Raw genomic sequence first — 17,594 nt, forward strand, 5'->3', positions numbered from 1 at the left:
GCCCGCGCCCGCATCGCCCATACCGGGAGTCCCGTTGCCCGTGAGCCCACGTCCCGTGGTCATCGAGAACGCCTACGTCGTCCCCGTCGCCGGGGAGGAGATCCCGTCCGGCCACGTCGTCGTGGAGGACGGCATGATCACGGCGGTCGGCCCCGGCCCGGCGCCGGCCGTGCCCGAGGGGGCGGAACGCGTCGACGGCTCCGGCTGCCTGGCCACCCCCGGCCTGGTCAACACCCACCACCACCTCTACCAGTGGGCGTCCCAGGGGGTGACACCGGACGGCACGCTGTTCGAGTGGCTGGTGGCGAGCTACCGGCTGTGGGCCCGGATGGACGCCGAGGTGGTGTCGGGCGCCGCGACGGCGGGGCTGGCCTGGCTGGCCCTGTCGGGCTGCACGACCTCGACCGACCACCACTACATCTTCCCCAGGGGCAGGGGAGACCTCTTCGAGGCGGAGATCGAGGCCGCGCGGCGGGTCGGGCTGCGCTTCCATCCCTGCCGGGGGTCGATGGACCGGGGCGCCTCGCGCGGCGGCCTGCCGCCGGACGAGGTCGTGGAGGACATCGACGAGATCCTCCGGGCCACCGACGACGCGATCCGGAAATATCACGATCCGTCGTTCGGGTCGATGCTGCGTGTCGCGGTCGCCCCCTGCTCGCCGTTCTCGGTCAGCGGCGAACTCATGACCCGCTCGGCCGAACTCGCCCGCTCCCGCGGCGTACGGCTGCACACGCACGTGGCGGAGACGGCCGACGAGGACGAGCACTGCAGGGAGCAGTTCGGCGTGCTGCCCGTCGAGTACCTCGACGACCTCGGCTGGCTGGGCCCGGACGTGTGGCTGGCCCACTGCGTCCACCTCACCGACAAGGACGTGCGGCGCTTCGCCGAGACCGGCACGGGCACGGCCCACTGCCCGTCGTCCAACGGCCGCCTCGGCGCCGGCATCGCCCGGATATCCGACCTGCTGGCCGCGGGCGCGCCGGTCGGGCTCGGCGTCGACGGCGCGGCCTCCAGCGAGATGACCCCGCTGGCCGGGGAGATCCGCATGGCCGTGCTCACGCAGCGGGCCAGGTACGGCCCGCGCGCGCTGACCGCCCGCCAGGCCGTGGAGATGGCCACGCTCGGCGGCGCCCGCTGCCTCGGCCGTGAGGCCGAGATCGGCTCACTGGAGCCCGGCAAGCTCGCCGACGTGGCGCTGTGGCGGCTCGGCGGCTTCCACGCCGCGATCGACGATCCCGTCGTCGCGTTCGCGTACGGCACCACCCCGCCGCTCGCCCGGCTGCTCGTGGGCGGCCGGACCGTGGTGGACGACGGGGAGTTGCGCACCGTCTCGGGAGCGGAGGCCGCGCGGACGGGGGCCGACGCCCACCGCAGGCTGACCACCATGGATCATGTCTGAGGCGTTCCCGGACACGATCGAAGGGCATCAGGTGAGCCGCACCATGACAGGACACGTCGTCATCGCGCCGGACAAGTTCCGCGGGTCGCTGACCTCGCCCGAGGTGGCCGCGCACGTGGCCGCCGGGTTGGGGAACGCCCCGGTCGTCGAGCTGCCGGTGGCCGACGGCGGCGACGGCACCGTGGACGCGGTCGTGGCGAGCGGCTTCACCCGGGTCGGGACGGAGGTGACCGGGCCGGCCGGCGACCCGGTCACCGCGAGCTACGCCGTGCGCAGCGAGCCCGGCGCACGGGTCGCGGTGATCGAACTGGCCGAGGCGTCGGGCCTGCGCCGGCTGCCGGGCGAGCCGGTGCCGCTGACCGCCACCAGCCGTGGCACCGGCGAGCTGATCGCCCACGCCGTACGGCACGGCGCTACGCGGATCGTGCTCGGCCTGGGCGGCAGCGCCTGCACCGACGGCGGTGCGGGCATGGCCCAGGCACTCGGCGTGCGGTTGCTCGACGCGGCCGGGCACGACCTGCCGCCGGGCGGGGCCGCGCTGCGCGATCTGCACGTCATCGACGCCTCCGGATCGCTGCGCGGGTTCGAGGTGATCGTGGCGAGCGACGTGGACAACCCGCTGCTCGGGCCATACGGCGCGGCGGCGGTGTACGGCCCGCAGAAGGGCGCGAGCCCGCAGGACGTGGCCGTGCTGGAGGCCGGGCTCGCCCGGCTGGCGGCCGTCGCCGCGCACACCCACGGCCTGGCGGGGGCCGCCGAGCACGACGGCGTCGTGCGCGCGATGGGCGTGGCCGGGCGGCCGGGTGCGGGCGCCGCCGGCGGGGTGGGCTTCGGCGCGCTGACGTTCCTCGACGCGGAGATCCGGCCCGGCATCGGCTACCTGCTCGACCTCGTGGAGTTCGACCGGCACGTGGAGGGCGCCCGGCTGGTGATCACGGGCGAGGGCTCGATCGACGAGCAGACCCTGCGCGGCAAGACCCCGGTGGGCGTCGCCGCCGCCGCGGCCAAGCACGGCGTGCCGGTCGTGGCCGTCTGCGGGCGGCGCACCGTCGGCGACGACGAGCTGAGGGCGGCCGGCATCGAGGCGGCGTACGCGCTGACCGACATCGAGCCCGACGTGAGCCGCTGCGTGACCGAGGCCGGGCCGCTGCTGGAGCGGCTGGCGGCGCGGATCGCCGCCGTACATCTCACGACATGAGGAGTGGCGCGTGGGGGAACCGTACGACCTGGTGGTGAGGTCCCGGCGGACCGTGACCCCGGCGGGGGAGCGCCCGCTGGCCGTCGCCGTGCGCGGCGGCGTGATCGCGGCCCTGCGCCCGTACGAGGAGACGGTCGCGGCGGAGGAGTCCGCCGACCTCGGCGACCTGCCGCTGCTGCCCGGGCTGGTCGACTCCCACGTGCACGTCAACGAGCCCGGCCGTACGCACTGGGAGGGCTTCGCGACCGCCACCAGGGCGGCGGCGGCCGGGGGCGTGACCACGATCGTGGACATGCCGCTGAACTCGCTCCCCCCGACCGTGGACGTGGCGGCGCTGGAGGTCAAGCGGAAGGCCGCCGAGGGCCGGTGCCACGTGGACGTCGGCTTCTGGGGCGGCGCGATCCCCGGCAACCTCGCCGACCTGAGGCCCCTGCACGAGGCCGGCGTGATGGGCGTCAAGTGCTTCCTGTCCCCGTCGGGCGTCGACGAGTTCCCCGCCCTCGACCGCGACGGGCTGCGGGCCGCGCTGGCGGAGGTGGCGGCCTTCGACGGCCTGCTGATCGTGCACGCCGAGGACCCCGGGTCGCTGTCCGAGCCCGGCGGCCCCGCGTACGACGACTTCCTGCGGTCACGCCCGCAGGAGGCCGAGCGCCGGGCCGTCGAGCAGGTGATCGCCCTCGCGGCGGAGACGGGCGCGCGGGCGCACATCGTGCACGTGTCGGCCGCCGCCTGTGTCGAACCGCTGCGCGCCGCCCGGGCGGCGGGGGTGCGCGTCACCGCCGAGACCTGCCCGCACTACCTGACCCTGGCGGCCGAGCAGGTCACCGGGCCCGCCTACAAGTGCTGCCCGCCGATCCGGGAGGCCGCGAACCGCGACGCGTTGTGGCAGGCGCTCGCCGACGGCGTGCTCATGGGGGTCGTCTCCGACCACTCCCCGTCGACGCCCGACCTCAAGGTGCCCGACTTCGCCGCCGCCTGGGGCGGGATCTCCTCCCTCCAGGTCGGCCTGCCCGTCGTGTGGACCGCCGCACGCGCAAGGGGCCACGGCCTGGCTGACGTGGCGCGCTGGATGGCCCAGGGACCGGCCCGCCTGGCGGGCCTGCCCCACAAGGGGGCGATCCGGGTGGGCAACGACGCGGACCTCGTCGCCTTCGACCCCGACGCCGAGTTCACGGTGGACGTCGCGGCGCTCCACCACCGCAACCCGGTGTCTCCCTACCACGGCGCGTGGCTGGCGGGCGTCGTGCGCACCACCTGGCTGCGCGGCACGCCCGTCGATCTCGCCACGCCGCATGGCCGGTTGCTGACGAGGAGAGCCCGATGACCGGCTTCACCCACCTGCCCGACCTCGCCCTGCGCACGTACGGCGGGTCGGTCGTGGCCGCGAGCGACGAGTCGTTCGCCGAACGGGAGGCTCTGATCAGGCCGGGACCGGCCGAGTTCCGGCCGCACACCTTCGGGGCCAAGGGCCAGGTCTACGACGGCTGGGAGACCCGGCGGCGGCGCGAGCCCGGCCACGACTGGGCGATCGTGCGGCTCGGCCTGCCGGGGGTCATCAGGGGCGTGGTCGTGGACACCGCCTGGTTCCGCGGCAACTACCCGCCGTACGCGTCGGTCGAGGCCTGTGCGGCCGAGGGCTACCCCTCGCCGGACGAGCTGGACGGCTGGGTGGAGATCGTGCCGAAGAGGCCGCTGAAGGGCGACGCGGTCCACGAGTTCGCCGTCACCGACCCCCACCGCTTCACCCACGTGCGGCTGAACATCTTCCCCGACGGCGGCGTCGCGCGGCTGCGCGTCCACGGGCGGGTCGTGCCCGACCGGGCGTTCCTGGAGGGCCTCACCGCCGACCTCGCCGCGCTGGAGAACGGCGGCCTGGTGACGGCGTGCTCCGACGAGTTCTACTCCTCGCCGAACAACGTCCTCGCGCCCGGCCTGGCCCGCAATCAGGCCGAGGGCTGGGAGACCGCCCGCCGCCGCGACGGCGGCAACGACTGGCTCGTCGTCGCCCTGGCCGGGCCCGGCCGGGTGGCCGTCGCCGAGATCGACACGACCAATCTGGTGTTCAACGCCCCCGGCTGGGCGTCGCTGAAGGGCATCGACGCGGACCGGGCGCCGCTGGAGGACGAGGACGCCTGGTTTCCGCTGCTGCCCAGGACACGCCTGCAGCCCGACACCCGCCACCGCTTCCGCCTCGACGACGACCGCCGGATCACCCATGCCCGGCTCGACATCTACCCCGACGGCGGCCTCGCCCGTCTCCGCCTCCTCGGCACCCTCACCCCCTGACCGGCGAACATCGAAGAATCACTGCGCCTCAAGCTTGCGGCGGAGTCTGGTGACACGACGATTTCGGAGGGTAGCGGAACGAGCGCGACTCGTCCTGCTACACTCGGACTATTACTCCCCGCCGTCCTCCGGGACTGGCGGGGCTTTTTCATGCGGGAGACGACTTCGTGGCCGAGCGCGTCGCGGTTTTCCTTGACTTTCAGAACGTTCATCTGAGCGGGCATGGCGTCTTCGAGAACTACGGTTTGCCGCCGCTGCGTACCCGATCCCGCCAGGATCGCCGACCTGATCGGTCAGCGACGGTCGCGTCCGAGCGAGGTGACAGCGGTGCGGGTGTACCGAGGTCGTCCCGATTCCAACTACCAACCATTACCGGCAGCGGCCAACGACGCGCAGGCGGCTCAGTGGACTCGCGACACCCGCGTCCAGATGATGCGACGGCAGCTCAACTGCCGTGGCTGGATCAAGGGCACCAACCTCCCTTACTGCCACTTCCTGAACAAAGATGACTGGGCGGCGGTCACTGAGGACTGGATCGACCGAGTCTGAGGAAACCTCAGAGCAGGAGAGTGCGGCCGTGTGGCGCCGCGGCCACCCACATGGCCCGCTTCCGACCCATGATCGGATCCCGGCAGGATGCCGGGGACGATGACGAGGCGCGGGTCAGTGCCAGATGGTGATGGTGGAGCCCGCGGGCTGCTGACCGAGCGGGTTCTCGCCGATCACGCGCTGGGTGCCCACGCCCGCCAGCTTGCGGACGTTCACCTTGAAGCCGGCCGCCTTCAGCTCGTTCACCGCGTCCTTCACGAACTTGAAACGTACGTCGGGCACGTTGACGACGGCGGCCGGGCTCTGGTTGGGGTCGGCGGGGTTGATCTCCCACGGCCAGTGGAAGCCCTGGTCCGGGCCGCGCGAAGCCGTCAGGTGGACGGTCGCCCCGGCCACCACCTCGGCGCCTCCGGGAGGGTCCTGCGCGATCACCGTGCCCGGCGGGGCGTCGTCGGCGGTCTCGTCGACCTGGACGTTGAAGCCCTTCTCACGCAGGAACTTCTCCGCCTGGTCGCGCATCATCTGCGTGACGTCCGGCATCAGCAGACCGGCGCTGACGACGAAGTTGACCGTGCTGCCCTTCTTGACGCGCTTGCCCACCGGCGGGTTGGTACGGATGACCTGGTCGCGGGGGATGGTGTCGCTCGCGCTCTTGCTCACCCGCCCGGGGGTCAGCCCGACCTCGGCGATCTTCGCCCGGGCGTCCGTCAGGCTGTACCTCTCGACCTTCGGCACGGGGACCGTCTCCGGGCCGGCCGACGGGATGAGGGTGAGCACCGAGCCCTTGACCACCTCGGCGCCCAGTCCCGGCTCGGTGTCGAGAACGATGTCCTTCGGCACCTTGTCGTCGAACCGCGCCTCGCCGATCCGGACCTCGAAACCGGCCTGCTGCGCCACCTGCCTGGCGACCGTGATGGGCTTGTTCACCAGGTCGGGGACCTTCGTGTAGCGGCCCTGGGAGAACCACCAGCCGGTGAAGGCGACGCCCGCCAGCATGACGAGGGCCAGCGCGGCGACGAACCAGACGGGCCTGATCCTGCGCCCCCGCCGCCGCTCCGTCTCGGCCCGGCCGGTCAGCAGTTCCGAGCGCGGCTGGATCATCGTGTGACCGAGCGGTGACTCGGGCTCCGCGAGCGCGTGCTGCGCGGTGCCGAACGACGAGGCCCCGCCGGCCGGCGGGATGGTCCGGTGCGCGCCCGTCCGTATGCCGCTGTGGGCACCGGTGTCCGGGGCCCCGTGGGGGGCGGCGTGCGCACCGGTGTGCCCGGTCTTCGGCAGCGTACGGTGGACCTCGACGGCGGCGACCAGCATCGCTGTCGCGTCCGCCGGGCGCCCGGCGGGGTCCTTGTCGGTGGCCGCGGCGACGAGCGCGTCGATCGGCGGCGGCATGTCGGGCACGATCGAGGACGGCGCGGGGACGGTCTCGTGCACGTGCCGGTAGGCGATCGACATGGGCGTCTCGCCCGCGTACGGCTGCCGCCCGGTGAGCAGCTCGAACAGCATGATCCCGGCGGCGTACACGTCGCTGCGGGCGTCGGCCGTGCCGGTCGTGACCTGCTCGGGCGACATGTAACCGATCGTGCCGATCATCATGCCGGTCTTGGTCTGGTTGGTCGCCTCGATCGCGCGGGCCAGGCCGAAGTCCACGACCTTCACCCGGCCGTCGTCGGCGAGCAGCACGTTCTCGGGCTTGACGTCGCGGTGGATGAGCCCGGCCTGGTGGGCCGCGCCGAGGGCGGCGAGCACCGGGATGACCATTTCCAGGGCCTCGCGGGCCGGGAGGCGGCCGCGCCGGCGCAGGACGTCGCGCAGCGTCCGCCCGGGGACGTACTCCATCGACAGGTAGACGTGTGCCCCGTCGGTGCCCTGGTCGAAGACCTGCACGATGTTGGGGTGCGAGAGGCTGGCCACCGACTTGGCCTCGCCGATGAACCGCCGCACGAACTGCGGGTCCTCGGCCAGCGAGCGGTGCATCACCTTGACGGCGACCGTGCGGTCGAGCCGGACGTCCAGAGCCAGGTATACGGAGGCCATGCCACCCCGGGCGATCCGGGACTCGACGCGGTAGCGCCCGTCGAGCAACTGCCCCACGAGCGGGTCGGTTAGCGTCGTGTCCACTCGCCAAAGTTTACGGGTGATTTGCCGCCCGGCGTGTTCCCGAATCCCAAACCGAGACCTATTCGGCCGCCTCTCGCGCCGTCCGAAAAGCCGTCCCGATTCCGAAAACCGGGCTTACCAGACGGGGGATCGACCGCCTTCCGCCCCGCCCGCGCAGATGTCCGGGGACAGGCGGGCGAGGGGAGGACGGCTGGTCGCGGCGGTGACGGATTCAGGACAGGCGATCGGGGGAGGACGCCTCGGCGTAGCGGCGGCGTGGGATGCGCCCGGCGAGGCGGGCCAGCCGCCCGGCCGTGACCGCCTGCCGCATGGCCGCGGCCATCAGGCCGGGCCGGTGCGCCCGGGTGACGGCACTCGCCAGCAGCACGGCGTCGCAGCCGAGCTCCATCGCCAGCGCGGCGTCGCTGGCCGTGCCGATGCCGGCGTCGAGGATCACCGGCACCGTGGCGGCCTCGACGATCAGCTCGATGCTGTGCGGGTTGCGGATGCCCAGCCCGGAGCCGATCGGGGCGCCGAGCGGCATCACGGCGGCGCACCCGGCGTCCTGGAGCCTGCGGGCCAGCGCCGGGTCGTCGCCGATGTACGGCAGCACCACGAAACCGTCGGCGACCAGCCGCTCGGCGGCGTCGAAGGTCTCGATCGGGTCGGGCAGCAGGGTCCGCTCGTCCGCGATGACCTCCAGCTTGACCCAGTCGGTCTCCAGCGCCTCGCGGGCGAGGCGGGCGGTCAGCACGGCCTCCCCGGCGGTGAAGCACCCGGCCGTGTTCGGCAGCACCTTGATGCCGCGGGCCCGCAGCACGTCCAGCACCGAACCGCGGGACTCCGGGTCGAGCCTGCGCATCGCGACGGTCGTCAGCTCGGTGCCGGAGGCCTCCAGCGCCTGGTCGAGCACCTCCAGCGACGGCGCGCCGCCGGTGCCCATGATGAGCCGCGAGGTGAACTTCTCCCCGCCCAGCACGAGGATGTCGTCGGTCATGCTCACCCTCCCTGCACGGCCGTGAGCACCTCGACGCCGTCGCCGTCGGCGACCTGGGTGGAGTCCCAGGCGCTCCGGCTCACGACTTCGCCGTTCAGCGCCACCGCGACCCCGGACGTGAGGGCCGTGAGGGTCCGTACGGCGTCGCCGACCGTGGCGCCGTCCGGCAGTTCGGCCGCGCCTCCGTTGATCGTGACTTTCATTGACTGAATCTCCCTGGATCGCAGAACCGGGCGACCGGAGGCACCTCGTCGCCGGTGAGGAACGCGGCGACGGCGTCGGCGGTGATCGGGGACAGCAGCACCCCGTTGCGTCCGTGCCCGGTCGCCGCGAGCACGCCGGGCGGCCCGGCCGGGCCGATGAGCGGCAGGTTGTCGGGCGTGCCCGGCCGGAAGCCGACCGTCGTCTCGGCCAGTTCGAGCTCCGTGATGCCGGGCACCAGTTCGCGGGCGTCGCGCAGCAGTTCGTACACGCCTCCGGCGGTGACCCGCGCGTCGAACCCCATCTCCTGGGTCGTGGCGCCCAGGGTGATCTCTCCGTCGCCCCGGGGGACCAGGTAGGCGGGGGAGCCGTGCACCAGCCCCCTGACGCACCGGGTGAGGAACCCCCGGGGGCCGCGCAGCCGGAGGATCTCGCCCTTGACCGGGCGTACCGGCAGGCCGGGCAGCAGGGACGCCGACCACGACCCGGCCGCCACGACGACCTGTCCGGCCGCGACGGCGCCGCCCGACTCAAGCCGTACGCAGGGAGCACCGGGCCCCGGGGTGTCGATCGCGGCGACGCGCTCGGTCACCAGCGTGCCGCCCGCCTTCTCGAAGGCCGCGTGGAGGGCGCGCACGACCCTGCGGGGGTTGACCCAGGCGTCGTCGCGGGCCAGCAGCCCGCCGCGTACGGAGGGGGAGAGCATCGGCTCGAAGGAGCGGCACTCGCGCCCGGTGAGCCGCTCGACCCGCAGGCCGAGCGTCCGCTCGAAGGCCGCGAGGTCGTCGAGGAAGGCCATGTCGTCGGCGCCGCGGGCGACCTCCAGCGTGCCCTCGGTCCGGTAGTCGAGGTCGGCGCCGGTCTCGTCCTCCAGCTCCGCCCGGAACGCCGGCCAGGCCGCCAGCGACGCGAGGCCGAGCCGCAGCAGCGGCTCCTCCGTGTAGGTCACCTCGCTGACCGGCGCGAGCATCCCGGCCGACGCGTGCGTGGCGCCGCCTCCGGGCGCGGGGTCGACCACCGCCACCGACAGGCCCCGTCGTGCGGTGCGCCAGGCCGCGGCCAGGCCCTCCACCCCGCCGCCCACGATCACGACGTCGTAGCCGGACTGCGGGCCGGACGGCGGTGTGTGGGACACAGCGCTCCCTTCGCCGGCATTACCCGGATCAGGTCGGGGCGGTCGAGAGCCGCACGCTCTCCTCTCAGCCCGGTCCGCCGGGCTCCCGCGCGTCTTACGCCCACAAGGGTAGTACGCCGCCCATCACGGCCGATCGCCGGATCGGCGGGTCCGGGGCCACCCGCCGGAGCATGATGGCGCGACGTGGATCGACCCGACGGAGGTATCCCATGGCCATGATGCTCTACTCGGCCACCATGTCCCTGGACGGCTTCATCGCCGGGCCGGACGGCGACATGTCCTGGCTGACCGAACATATCGGGCCCAATCCGACCGTGGACGGGCTTATCGGCGACATCGGCGCGCTGCTCGTCGGCAACCGCACCTTCCGGGGGGACGACCCGTACCGGGACACCCCGCAGGAGGGTGAGCCGTTCGGGGGCGGGTGGAGCGGGCCGCAGTTCGTGCTCACCCACGACGTCCCGGCCGCGCCGGTGCCCGGCGTGACCTTCGTGACGGACCTCGGCGCCGCCGTCGCGGCGGCCAGGTCGGCCGCCGGGGACAAGTACGTCAACGTGCTCGGCGCCGACGTCGCCGCGCAGTGCCTCGACGCGGGTCTGCTCGACGAGATCCTCGTGTGCGTGGCGCCGGTCATGCTCGGTGACGGCGTCCGGCTGTTCTCCCGCCCCGGCGGGGCCCGCGTGCGGCTCGAAAGGACCAGCGTCACGCACGTGCCGCACGCGACGAACATCTGGATGCGCGTGGTCAGGTGACAACGCGGCCCGGCTTCACAACGTGGGCCCCCGCGGAAGTGCGCGTCAATTGCCCAACTCGTTATGGGGGGCCCGTTGGCCAGGGCCCCCGCTGACAATCTATGGTCAAGCTGTGGATCACGTCGTGGTGGTGGGTGCCGGCCTGGCCGGCGTGCGAAGCATCGAGGCGTTGAGGTTCCGTGGGTTCACCGGACGCATCACGCTCATCGGCGAGGAACACCATCGCCCCTATGACCGGCCGCCGCTGTCGAAGGCGGTGCTGCTCGGAGAGACCGACTCCACCGTGGTCGACTCCGACCTCGACGCCCTCGACGTACGGTTGTGCCTCGGCACGGCGGCCAAGGGCCTGCGTGACGGTGTGCTGGAGACGACCGAGGGCGAGCTGGAGTACGACGGCCTGGTGATCGCCACCGGCGCCACGCCGATCCGCCTGCGCGGCGAGGGCCGCCAGCACGTGCTGCGCACGATCGAGGACGCGCTCGCGCTGCGTGAGCGGCTGGTCCCCGGCGCCCGCGTGGCCGTCGTCGGGGCCGGGTGGATCGGCGCCGAGGTCGCCACCGCGGCGGCCAGGGCCGGTTGCACGGTGACCGTGGTGGAGGCGGGGGAGAGCCCGCTCGCCGTGGCGCTCGGGCCCGCCGTGGGCAGCCACACCACCGACTGGTACGCGCGGGCGGGCGTCGAGCTGCGCCTCGGCGCGCTGGTCGGCACGGTGGACGCCGACGGCCTCACGCTCATGTCCGGCGCCCGGGTGCCGGCCGACGTGGTCGTCACCGGTGTCGGGGTGCGCCCCGCCGTCGACTGGCTGAAGGGGTCGGCGGTCCGGCTCGACGACGGGGTGGTGGTCGACGAGCACCTGCGCACGTCGCTGCCCAATGTGGTCGCGGTGGGCGACTGCGCGAACTGGTGGTCGCGCAGGTTCCGCACCCGGCTGCGGGTCGAGCACTGGGACACCGCGCTCCAGGCCCCCGACACGGCCGCCGCCACCCTGCTGGGCGAGGAGGCGGTCTACGACCCCGTGCCGTACTTCTGGTCGGAGCAGTTCGGTCACATGGTGCAGTTCGCCGGTCATCGGGAAGCCGGTGACCGCATGGTGCTGCGCGGCGACCCGCGCAGGGACGCGAAGTGGGCGGTGTGCTGGCTGACGGCGGACGACCGGCTCGCCGCGGTGCTCACCGTCGACCGGCCGCGCGACGTGGTGCAGGGCCGCAAGATCGTCGAGAGCGGCCGGCGGCTCGATCCCGTGCGGGTGGCCGATTCGGCCGTGCCGCTCCGCGACTGCATTATGGCCTAATCGAGGTGTTTCCTGGCAGCCCGCCTGTGGTAATGGTGGAGCCGTGACGCTTACTGTTGCGCAGATCGACCGGGAGACCGACCAGCTCGTAGGGGAGTGGCTCCCCCTCTCGGAGGCCGCCGAGAAGCTGGGGCTCAGCATCGGCCGCGCCAAGCAACTCCTCAAGGACAAGAAGCTCGTCGGCGTCCGGCGGGGCGGCGGCGAGCCGCAGATCCCGGCGGTGTTCATCACGGACGGCGAGGTGCTCAAGGGCCTGCCCGGCACGCTCACGGTCCTGTCCGACGCCGGGTACGACGAGGTGGAGTCGATCCGGTGGTTGTTCACCCCGGACGACTCGCTGCCGGGGTCCCCGATCGACGCGATCGTGAAGGGCCGGCACACCGAGGTCAAGCGCAGGGCCCAGGCCCTCGGCTTCTGACCGTACCGCCGCATGGCATTGTGGTCGGGTGAACGACATCCGGCGACAGCGGCTCGCGCAGGCCAGGCTCTACCTCTGCACCGACGGCAGGAGGGACCGCGGCGACCTGGAGAAGTTCCTCGACGCGGTCCTGTCCGGCGGGGTGGACATCGTCCAGCTCAGGGAGAAGGGCCTGGAGGCGCGCGAGGAGCTGGACCTGCTCGAGGTCTTCCGCGCGGCCTGCGACAGGCACGGCGCGCTGCTGGCGGTCAACGACCGGGCGGACGTGGCCTACGCCGCCCGGCCCGACATCCTGCACCTCGGCCAGGATGATCTCCCGGTCCCGGTGGCCCGGGAGATCCTCGGTCCCGATGTCCTCATCGGCAGGTCCACGCACTCGGCGGCCGAGGCGTCGGCCGCCGCCGTGGAGCCGGGGGTCGACTACTTCTGCTGCGGGCCGATCTGGCCCACGCCCACCAAGCCCGGCCGTCCGGCGCCCGGCCCCGCGCTGCTCGATCATGCCGCGCGCCTGGGCGCCGACCGGCCGTGGTTCGGCATCGGCGGCATCGACCTGGGCAACCTCGACGAGGTGATGGCGCACGGCGTGCGCCGCGCCGTGGTCGTCCGGGCCGTCACCGAGGCCGACGATCCCGGCGCCGCCGCCGCCGCGCTCAAGGCCCGGCTGTCCGCAGTCCCGTTCTGACCGAACGCGTCCTCCGGGCCCGTCCCCGCCGGCCCGGTGGCGGGCGGCGGTCCGGGCCGAGTGGCGGGTCAGGTGCGGCGGGACGTGGCGGCGACGGCCAGGGCGGCCAGCGCCTTACGGGCCTCCTCCTCGATCGGCGCCTGCTCGAGGGCGTGCAGCGCGTCGTCGAGGTAGCGCTTGATCATGCCTTCGCACGCGACCAGCGCTCCGGTCTCCTCGATCACCGTACGCAGCCGCGCGACCCCCTCGGCGTCCAGTTCGGGGTCGCCGAGCAGGGCACGTACGACCTCCGTCTGGGCGGGGGTGGCCGAGGCGAGCGCGCGCGCGATCAGGACGGTCCGCTTGCCCTCGCGAAGGTCGTCCCCGGCGGGCTTGCCGGTCTCCGCCGGATCGCCGAACACGCCGAGGATGTCGTCGCGGAGCTGGAAGGCGATGCCCACCTGCTGGCCGTACTGCACGCAGAGCCGGTCGATCCAGGCGTGCGGGGCCCGGGCGGCGAGGACCAGCCCGAGCCGGAGCGGCTGCTCGACCGAGTACTTTCCGCTCTTGTACAGCGCCACCCGCAGGGCGCTGTCGAACGTGCTCTCGCCCTGCGCCTGTTCGAGCAGGTCGAGATACTGCCCGCACATCAGCTCGGTGAGCATGTAATCGTGCAACGGCTGGGCGGCGGCGATCGCCTCGGGCGCCAGGCCGCTGGTGCGCCACATCTCCCCGGACCACACCAGCAGCAGGTTCCCCAGCAGCACGGCCGAGCCCTCGCCGAACTGCCGAGCGGAGCCGTGCCAGCCCGCCTCGGTGTGCATCCGCTCGAACCGGCGGTGCGCCGACGGCATGCCCCTGCGCACGTCGCTCGCGTCCATGACGTCGTCGTGGATGAGCGCGCTGGCCTGCAGCAGTTCCAGCGAGGCGGCGGCGGAGTGCAGTCCCGGGTCGTCGCCTCCCCCGGCGGCGCGCCATCCCCAGTGACAGAAGGCGGGACGCAGCCGTTTGCCGCCCGCCAGGAAGTCCTCCGCGGCGGACAGCAGGGCGGCCAGATGGGGGTCACCGAAGTGTGGTCGCTGCCGGTCGAGGAACTCCCGGAGTGCGCGGTCCACCTCCGTACGGATGGAATCGAGCGAGGCGGCGGAAGCGGTCATGCTCTGAGACTAACCGGGGTTGATCCGGACACACAGCAGCAGATCCCCTTCAAGTGGGTTAACTCACTCTGTTAGGGAAAACGTCCACATAGCAAGACCGTGGGGGTCGCGAAAACCGCCATCGCTGTACCCTTGCCGGTATGGCTCTCGGTCTGCCCTCGCGGCTTCCTGATCGCGTCCCGACGGTCCGTGAACTGCTGGCGGCGGGCGAGCGCTCGTTCTCGTTCGAGTTCCTCCCGCCCAAGACCGACGAGGGGGAGCGCCAGCTGTGGCGGGCGATCCGTGAGCTGGAAGCGCTGCGGCCGACGTTCGTCTCCGTGACCTACGGCGCCGGCGGCTCGACCCGCGACCGCACGGTGGACATCGTCGAGCGGCTGGCGCACGAGACGACGCTGACCCCCGTCGCCCACTTCACCGCGGTCGACCACTCGATCCGCGAGCTGCGTCACCTGGTCGGCAGGTTCGCCGACGCGGGCGTGCGCAACATCCTCGCCGTACGCGGCGACCCGCGCGGCGGCAACCCCCTGGACGAGTGGGTCAAGCACCCGGAGGGCGTCCTGTACGCCGAGGAGCTGGTGCGGCTGATCCGCCAGGCGGGCGACTTCTGTGTGGGGGTGGCGGCCTTCCCGTACAAGCACCCCAGGTCGGCGACCATCGAGTCGGACACCAAGTATTTCGTGCAGAAGTGCCGGGCCGGCGCGGACTACGCGATCACGCAGATGTTCTTCAAGGCGGACGACTACCTGCGGCTGCGCGACCGCGTGGCGGCCCAGGGGTGCGACACCCCGATCATCCCCGGCATCATGCCCGTCACGCAGATGAGCACGATCGCCCGGTCGGAGCAGCTGTCCGGCGCACCGTTCCCGCCGGAGCTGGCCGAGCGGTTCGAGGCCGTCGCCGACGACCCGGCCGCGGTCCGCCGCCTCGGCATCGAACACGCCGTCGAGCTGTGCCAGAAGCTTCTCGACGAGGGCGCGCCCGGCATCCACTTCATCACCTTCAACCGGTCGAGCGCGACGCGCGAGGTGTTCCAGGCGCTGCACAGCGTGCCCGCCACCGTCGCCGGCTGAGCCGGCCGGTTCCGTCAGCCCTCGCCGGCCCCGCGCTCGGACAGCGGCAGCCGAACCCCGGCGATGACGTACTCCTCGTAGCCGCCGGGGAAGACGAACCGGGTCATCAGGTCGGCGAAGCCGACGTCCCGGTAGAGATGCCGGGCCACCGTGGGCGCGTCGTGCGTCGACAGCACGGCCGTACGCTCAGGGCGGCCATCGCACAGCGTGTGGATCAGCCGCCGGCCGATTCCCCGGCCCTGATACTCGGGGCGCACGTGGACCTCGGCGATCTCCAGGGCGTCGCCGAACCAGTCCTCCGCCACCACCGGCCCGGCCCGGTCCTGCAGCGCCCCGCGTACGACGTCGTGCCACCACTGCCCCTGGCCGCCGTGGAAGCCGTACGCGAAGCCGGCGATCGCGGAGGCCTGCGTGTCCTCCGCGAGCACGCAGTCGAAGTCGGGATAGGTGGCGTGGTTACGCATGATCGCCATGCGGCCCGCGAGCTGGTCCGACGGCGGGCGCATGGCGACCGTGTAGATCTCCAGCACGGTGTCCAGCGCCGCCCTGAATTGGTCGGGGCCCACCCGTCGCAGTCGGATCACGCGTCGCACACTAGCAAAACGACGCCGGGCCGGTCCGGCAGGCGTCACTCCACCTCGGCGGCCGTGCCCCCGGTGATGCGCAGCAGCTCGTCGAAGGACGTGGGGAAGACGGTGTGAGGGTGCCCTGCGGCGGCCCACACGACCTCGTGTTTGCCCAGCCAGCTGTCCACCAGCGTCCGTACGGGCGCGGGGTGCCCGACCGGGGCGACGCCGCCGATGGGCTGTCCGGTGTGCTCGCGGACGAACTCCGGTGTGGCCCGCCGCACTTTCGCCGCGCCCACGAGCCGCGCGACCAGCTCGGTGTTCACGCGGTGGGCTCCGCTGGTCAGCACCAGCAGCGGCGCGCCGTCCGCGTCGAAGATCAGGCTGTTGGCGATCGCGCCGACCTCGCAGCCCAGCTGGGCCGCCGCCGTGGCGGCCGTCGGGGCGGCCTCGTCCAGCACGACGACCTCGCCCGTCACCGCGTGGGCCCGCAGGGCCTCCTGGACCCGGACGACGTTGGGATGCAACTTTTCTGCCACCTGGTCACTCTAAACGGATTGCCAGGACATACGCGGCCGATTATGGCCACTTACGATCACGCGGCTCACAATCGGACCGTAAGGTGAGTCCTTTGATCGAGAAAACGGGCTTATGAGGGGGTTGGTCATGATGAGGAGTCGACGGGGACTGCTCGTCGCAGTGGGGGCCGTGACGTTCGCAGCGGCCTTGGCGGCGACCGGCGTCGCCGGCACGGCGCAGGCGCGCACCGCCGCGCCGGCGGGAGTGGTGACCACGGGGACCGTGCTCCCGGCGTCCTCGGCGCTTCCCGCGCTCCCGGCACGAGGCGCCGTCCCCGCCCGCGCCACCGGTTACGCGCCGTTCACCGCCCCGGGCAAGACGCTCAAGCTCGGCGCCAAGGGCTCCGCCGTGAAGGCGCTGCAGGCCCGGCTCAAGGAGCTCGGGTACATGCCCGGCAGTGCCGACGGCCGGTACGGCGGGACCACGCTGACGGCGGTGTGGGCGTTCCAGAAGGTGCAGGGGATCACGCCGACCAGCACGGTCGCCGCCCGCACCTGGAAGGCGCTGGAGAACCCCCGGGCGCCCCAGGTCCTGGTGCCCAGAGGCAAGGCGACCCGCGTCGAGGTGAACCTGACCAAGCAGGTGATGGTTCTGTACCGGGGCGGCGCGCCGGTGCTGATCAGCCACATCTCCAGCGGCAGCGGCATCCCCTACACCGAGTACGCCACCTGGAACGGCAAGCGGCAGCGGTTCTCCGGCAGTGCCCGCACGCCGACCGGCGACTACAAGACCACCTGGCGGGTCAAGGGCTGGCACCGGTCCTACCTCGGGCAGCTCTACAACCCGATCTTCTTCAACGGCGGCATCGCGCTCCACGGCGCGCTGTCGGTGCCGCTCTACCCCGCGTCGCACGGCTGCGTGCGGCTGCCCATGAACGTGGCCGAGATCCTGCCCGGCATGCTCGGCAAGGGCGTCCCCGTGCACGTCTGGGGCGCCTACAGGCGCTGATCCCAACCCCGGTGGGCCCCCGCGCGTGGTGTCGCGCGGGGCCCCTCCGTCGTCTCTCGCCCATGTTTCGAACGCGGTCCTCGAACACGTATTCGTTGACAGCCTTGACATGGGACATGGTCGAATCTATGTTCGATGGAGTGGGCGTGGGACTCGCGGCTCGCGCCCACCCCGTTGGATTCGTGCCTTCGTCGTCGGCGGAGACGGATGCGGCACGGCCCGCGGCGTGGGCCGGACGGGGAGAGGGGAAGCTCCTCGTCCGGCCGCCCACGGGAGCCTGAGAAAGCGTC

At 72.8% G+C, this 17,594-nt stretch carries 18 protein-coding genes and 1 riboswitch; of the genes, 11 read left to right on the forward strand and 7 right to left on the reverse strand.

Annotated features, from left to right (window positions below):
* Positions 1–40: 40 nt before the first annotated feature.
* The 5 genes from IL992_RS08715 (at position 41) to IL992_RS08735 (ending at position 5,432) form a co-directional block, all read left to right on the forward strand.
* Positions 41–1,399, forward strand: coding sequence for an 8-oxoguanine deaminase (locus IL992_RS08715; protein WP_319018434.1), 1,359 nt, complete (start codon positions 41–43; stop codon positions 1,397–1,399).
* Between the two features lie 43 nt (positions 1,400–1,442).
* Complete coding sequence (locus tag IL992_RS08720; protein WP_226872569.1) at positions 1,443–2,597, forward strand: glycerate kinase; 1,155 nt, start codon at positions 1,443–1,445, stop codon at positions 2,595–2,597.
* Between the two features lie 10 nt (positions 2,598–2,607).
* A complete protein-coding gene (gene allB, locus IL992_RS08725) occupies positions 2,608–3,921 on the forward strand; it encodes an allantoinase AllB (protein ID WP_193202813.1) in 1,314 nt (437 codons plus the stop codon).
* Positions 3,918–4,883 carry an allantoicase gene (gene alc / locus IL992_RS08730; protein ID WP_193202814.1) on the forward strand — a complete coding sequence of 322 codons (966 nt, stop codon included), beginning with the start codon at positions 3,918–3,920 and terminating at the stop codon, positions 4,881–4,883. The genes allB and alc overlap by 4 nt, the downstream gene beginning before the upstream one ends.
* Before the next feature lie 327 nt (positions 4,884–5,210).
* Positions 5,211–5,432 carry a hypothetical protein gene (locus IL992_RS08735; RefSeq protein ID WP_193202815.1) on the forward strand — a complete coding sequence of 74 codons (222 nt, stop codon included), beginning with the start codon at positions 5,211–5,213 and terminating at the stop codon, positions 5,430–5,432.
* 114 nt (positions 5,433–5,546) lie between these two features.
* Here the strand turns inward: IL992_RS08735 and pknB are convergent, their stop codons facing one another.
* From pknB to thiO, 4 genes are all read right to left on the reverse strand, one after another.
* Positions 5,547–7,550, reverse strand: a complete 2,004-nt coding sequence (pknB, locus tag IL992_RS08740) for a Stk1 family PASTA domain-containing Ser/Thr kinase (RefSeq protein ID WP_193202816.1) — start codon at positions 7,548–7,550, stop codon at positions 5,547–5,549.
* 211 nt (positions 7,551–7,761) lie between these two features.
* Complete coding sequence (locus tag IL992_RS08745; RefSeq protein ID WP_193202817.1) at positions 7,762–8,526, reverse strand: thiazole synthase; 765 nt, start codon at positions 8,524–8,526, stop codon at positions 7,762–7,764.
* A 2-nt stretch (positions 8,527–8,528) separates the two neighbouring features.
* Complete coding sequence (gene thiS, locus IL992_RS08750; RefSeq protein ID WP_079320013.1) at positions 8,529–8,729, reverse strand: sulfur carrier protein ThiS; 201 nt, start codon at positions 8,727–8,729, stop codon at positions 8,529–8,531.
* The gene (gene thiO / locus IL992_RS08755; RefSeq protein ID WP_193202818.1) at positions 8,726–9,862 is read right to left on the reverse strand and encodes a glycine oxidase ThiO; all 1,137 of its coding nucleotides are present in this window, start codon (positions 9,860–9,862) and stop codon (positions 8,726–8,728) included. The genes thiS and thiO overlap by 4 nt, the downstream gene beginning before the upstream one ends.
* Positions 9,851–9,961, reverse strand: a riboswitch (TPP riboswitch). Its footprint overlaps the gene before it by 12 nt.
* Positions 9,962–10,071: 110 nt before the next feature.
* Here thiO and IL992_RS08760 point away from each other — a divergent pair.
* The 4 genes from IL992_RS08760 (at position 10,072) to thiE (ending at position 13,005) form a co-directional block, all read left to right on the forward strand.
* On the forward strand, positions 10,072–10,614 hold the full coding sequence (locus tag IL992_RS08760; protein ID WP_193202819.1) for a dihydrofolate reductase family protein: 543 nt from the start codon (positions 10,072–10,074) through the stop codon (positions 10,612–10,614).
* Between the two features lie 112 nt (positions 10,615–10,726).
* Complete coding sequence (locus IL992_RS08765) at positions 10,727–11,905, forward strand: NAD(P)/FAD-dependent oxidoreductase (protein WP_193202820.1); 1,179 nt, start codon at positions 10,727–10,729, stop codon at positions 11,903–11,905.
* A gap of 43 nt (positions 11,906–11,948) precedes the next feature.
* A complete protein-coding gene (locus IL992_RS08770) occupies positions 11,949–12,323 on the forward strand; it encodes an Rv2175c family DNA-binding protein (RefSeq protein WP_193202821.1) in 375 nt (124 codons plus the stop codon).
* 28 nt (positions 12,324–12,351) lie between these two features.
* Entirely contained in the window at positions 12,352–13,005 is a 654-nt protein-coding gene (gene thiE / locus IL992_RS08775; protein WP_404804739.1) for a thiamine phosphate synthase, read from the forward strand.
* A gap of 68 nt (positions 13,006–13,073) precedes the next feature.
* On the opposite strand, the gene IL992_RS08780 is transcribed toward thiE, so the two are convergent.
* Positions 13,074–14,141 (reverse strand): polyprenyl synthetase family protein, encoded by a 1,068-nt coding sequence (locus IL992_RS08780; protein WP_193202822.1) that lies wholly within the window; start codon positions 14,139–14,141, stop codon positions 13,074–13,076.
* Positions 14,142–14,281: 140 nt separating this feature from the next.
* Here IL992_RS08780 and metF point away from each other — a divergent pair, with 140 nt between their 5' ends.
* Entirely contained in the window at positions 14,282–15,211 is a 930-nt protein-coding gene (gene metF, locus IL992_RS08785; protein ID WP_193202823.1) for a methylenetetrahydrofolate reductase [NAD(P)H], read from the forward strand.
* Between the two features lie 14 nt (positions 15,212–15,225).
* Here the strand turns inward: metF and IL992_RS08790 are convergent, their stop codons facing one another.
* Together IL992_RS08790 and IL992_RS08795 are read right to left on the reverse strand one after the other, a co-directional pair.
* Positions 15,226–15,795, reverse strand: coding sequence for a GNAT family N-acetyltransferase (locus tag IL992_RS08790; protein ID WP_319018435.1), 570 nt, complete (start codon positions 15,793–15,795; stop codon positions 15,226–15,228).
* Positions 15,796–15,839: 44 nt separating this feature from the next.
* Positions 15,840–16,316: a YbaK/EbsC family protein gene (locus IL992_RS08795; RefSeq protein WP_193202824.1), complete on the reverse strand. Its 477-nt coding sequence runs from the start codon at positions 16,314–16,316 to the stop codon at positions 15,840–15,842.
* Positions 16,317–16,485: 169 nt separating this feature from the next.
* Between IL992_RS08795 and IL992_RS08800 the strand changes: the two genes are divergently transcribed.
* Positions 16,486–17,304, forward strand: coding sequence for a L,D-transpeptidase family protein (locus tag IL992_RS08800; protein WP_319018436.1), 819 nt, complete (start codon positions 16,486–16,488; stop codon positions 17,302–17,304).
* Positions 17,305–17,594: the final 290 nt, after the last annotated feature.

The organism is Microbispora sitophila (genome assembly GCF_014892245.1).
Lineage (GTDB): Bacteria > Actinomycetota > Actinomycetes > Streptosporangiales > Streptosporangiaceae > Microbispora > Microbispora siamensis.

Excerpts from the sequence above, each read along its gene's own strand:
- IL992_RS08720 (WP_226872569.1), top strand. The coding sequence starts at position 1,443 with ATGACAGGACACGTCGTCATCGCGCCGGACAAGTTCCGCGGGTCGCTG.
- alc (WP_193202814.1), top strand. The coding sequence starts at position 3,918 with ATGACCGGCTTCACCCACCTGCCCGACCTCGCCCTGCGCACGTACGGC.
- IL992_RS08745 (WP_193202817.1), bottom strand. The coding sequence starts at position 8,526 with ATGACCGACGACATCCTCGTGCTGGGCGGGGAGAAGTTCACCTCGCGG.
- thiS (WP_079320013.1), bottom strand. The coding sequence starts at position 8,729 with ATGAAAGTCACGATCAACGGAGGCGCGGCCGAACTGCCGGACGGCGCC.
- IL992_RS08760 (WP_193202819.1), top strand. The coding sequence starts at position 10,072 with ATGGCCATGATGCTCTACTCGGCCACCATGTCCCTGGACGGCTTCATC.
- IL992_RS08780 (WP_193202822.1), bottom strand. The coding sequence starts at position 14,141 with ATGACCGCTTCCGCCGCCTCGCTCGATTCCATCCGTACGGAGGTGGAC.
- metF (WP_193202823.1), top strand. The coding sequence starts at position 14,282 with ATGGCTCTCGGTCTGCCCTCGCGGCTTCCTGATCGCGTCCCGACGGTC.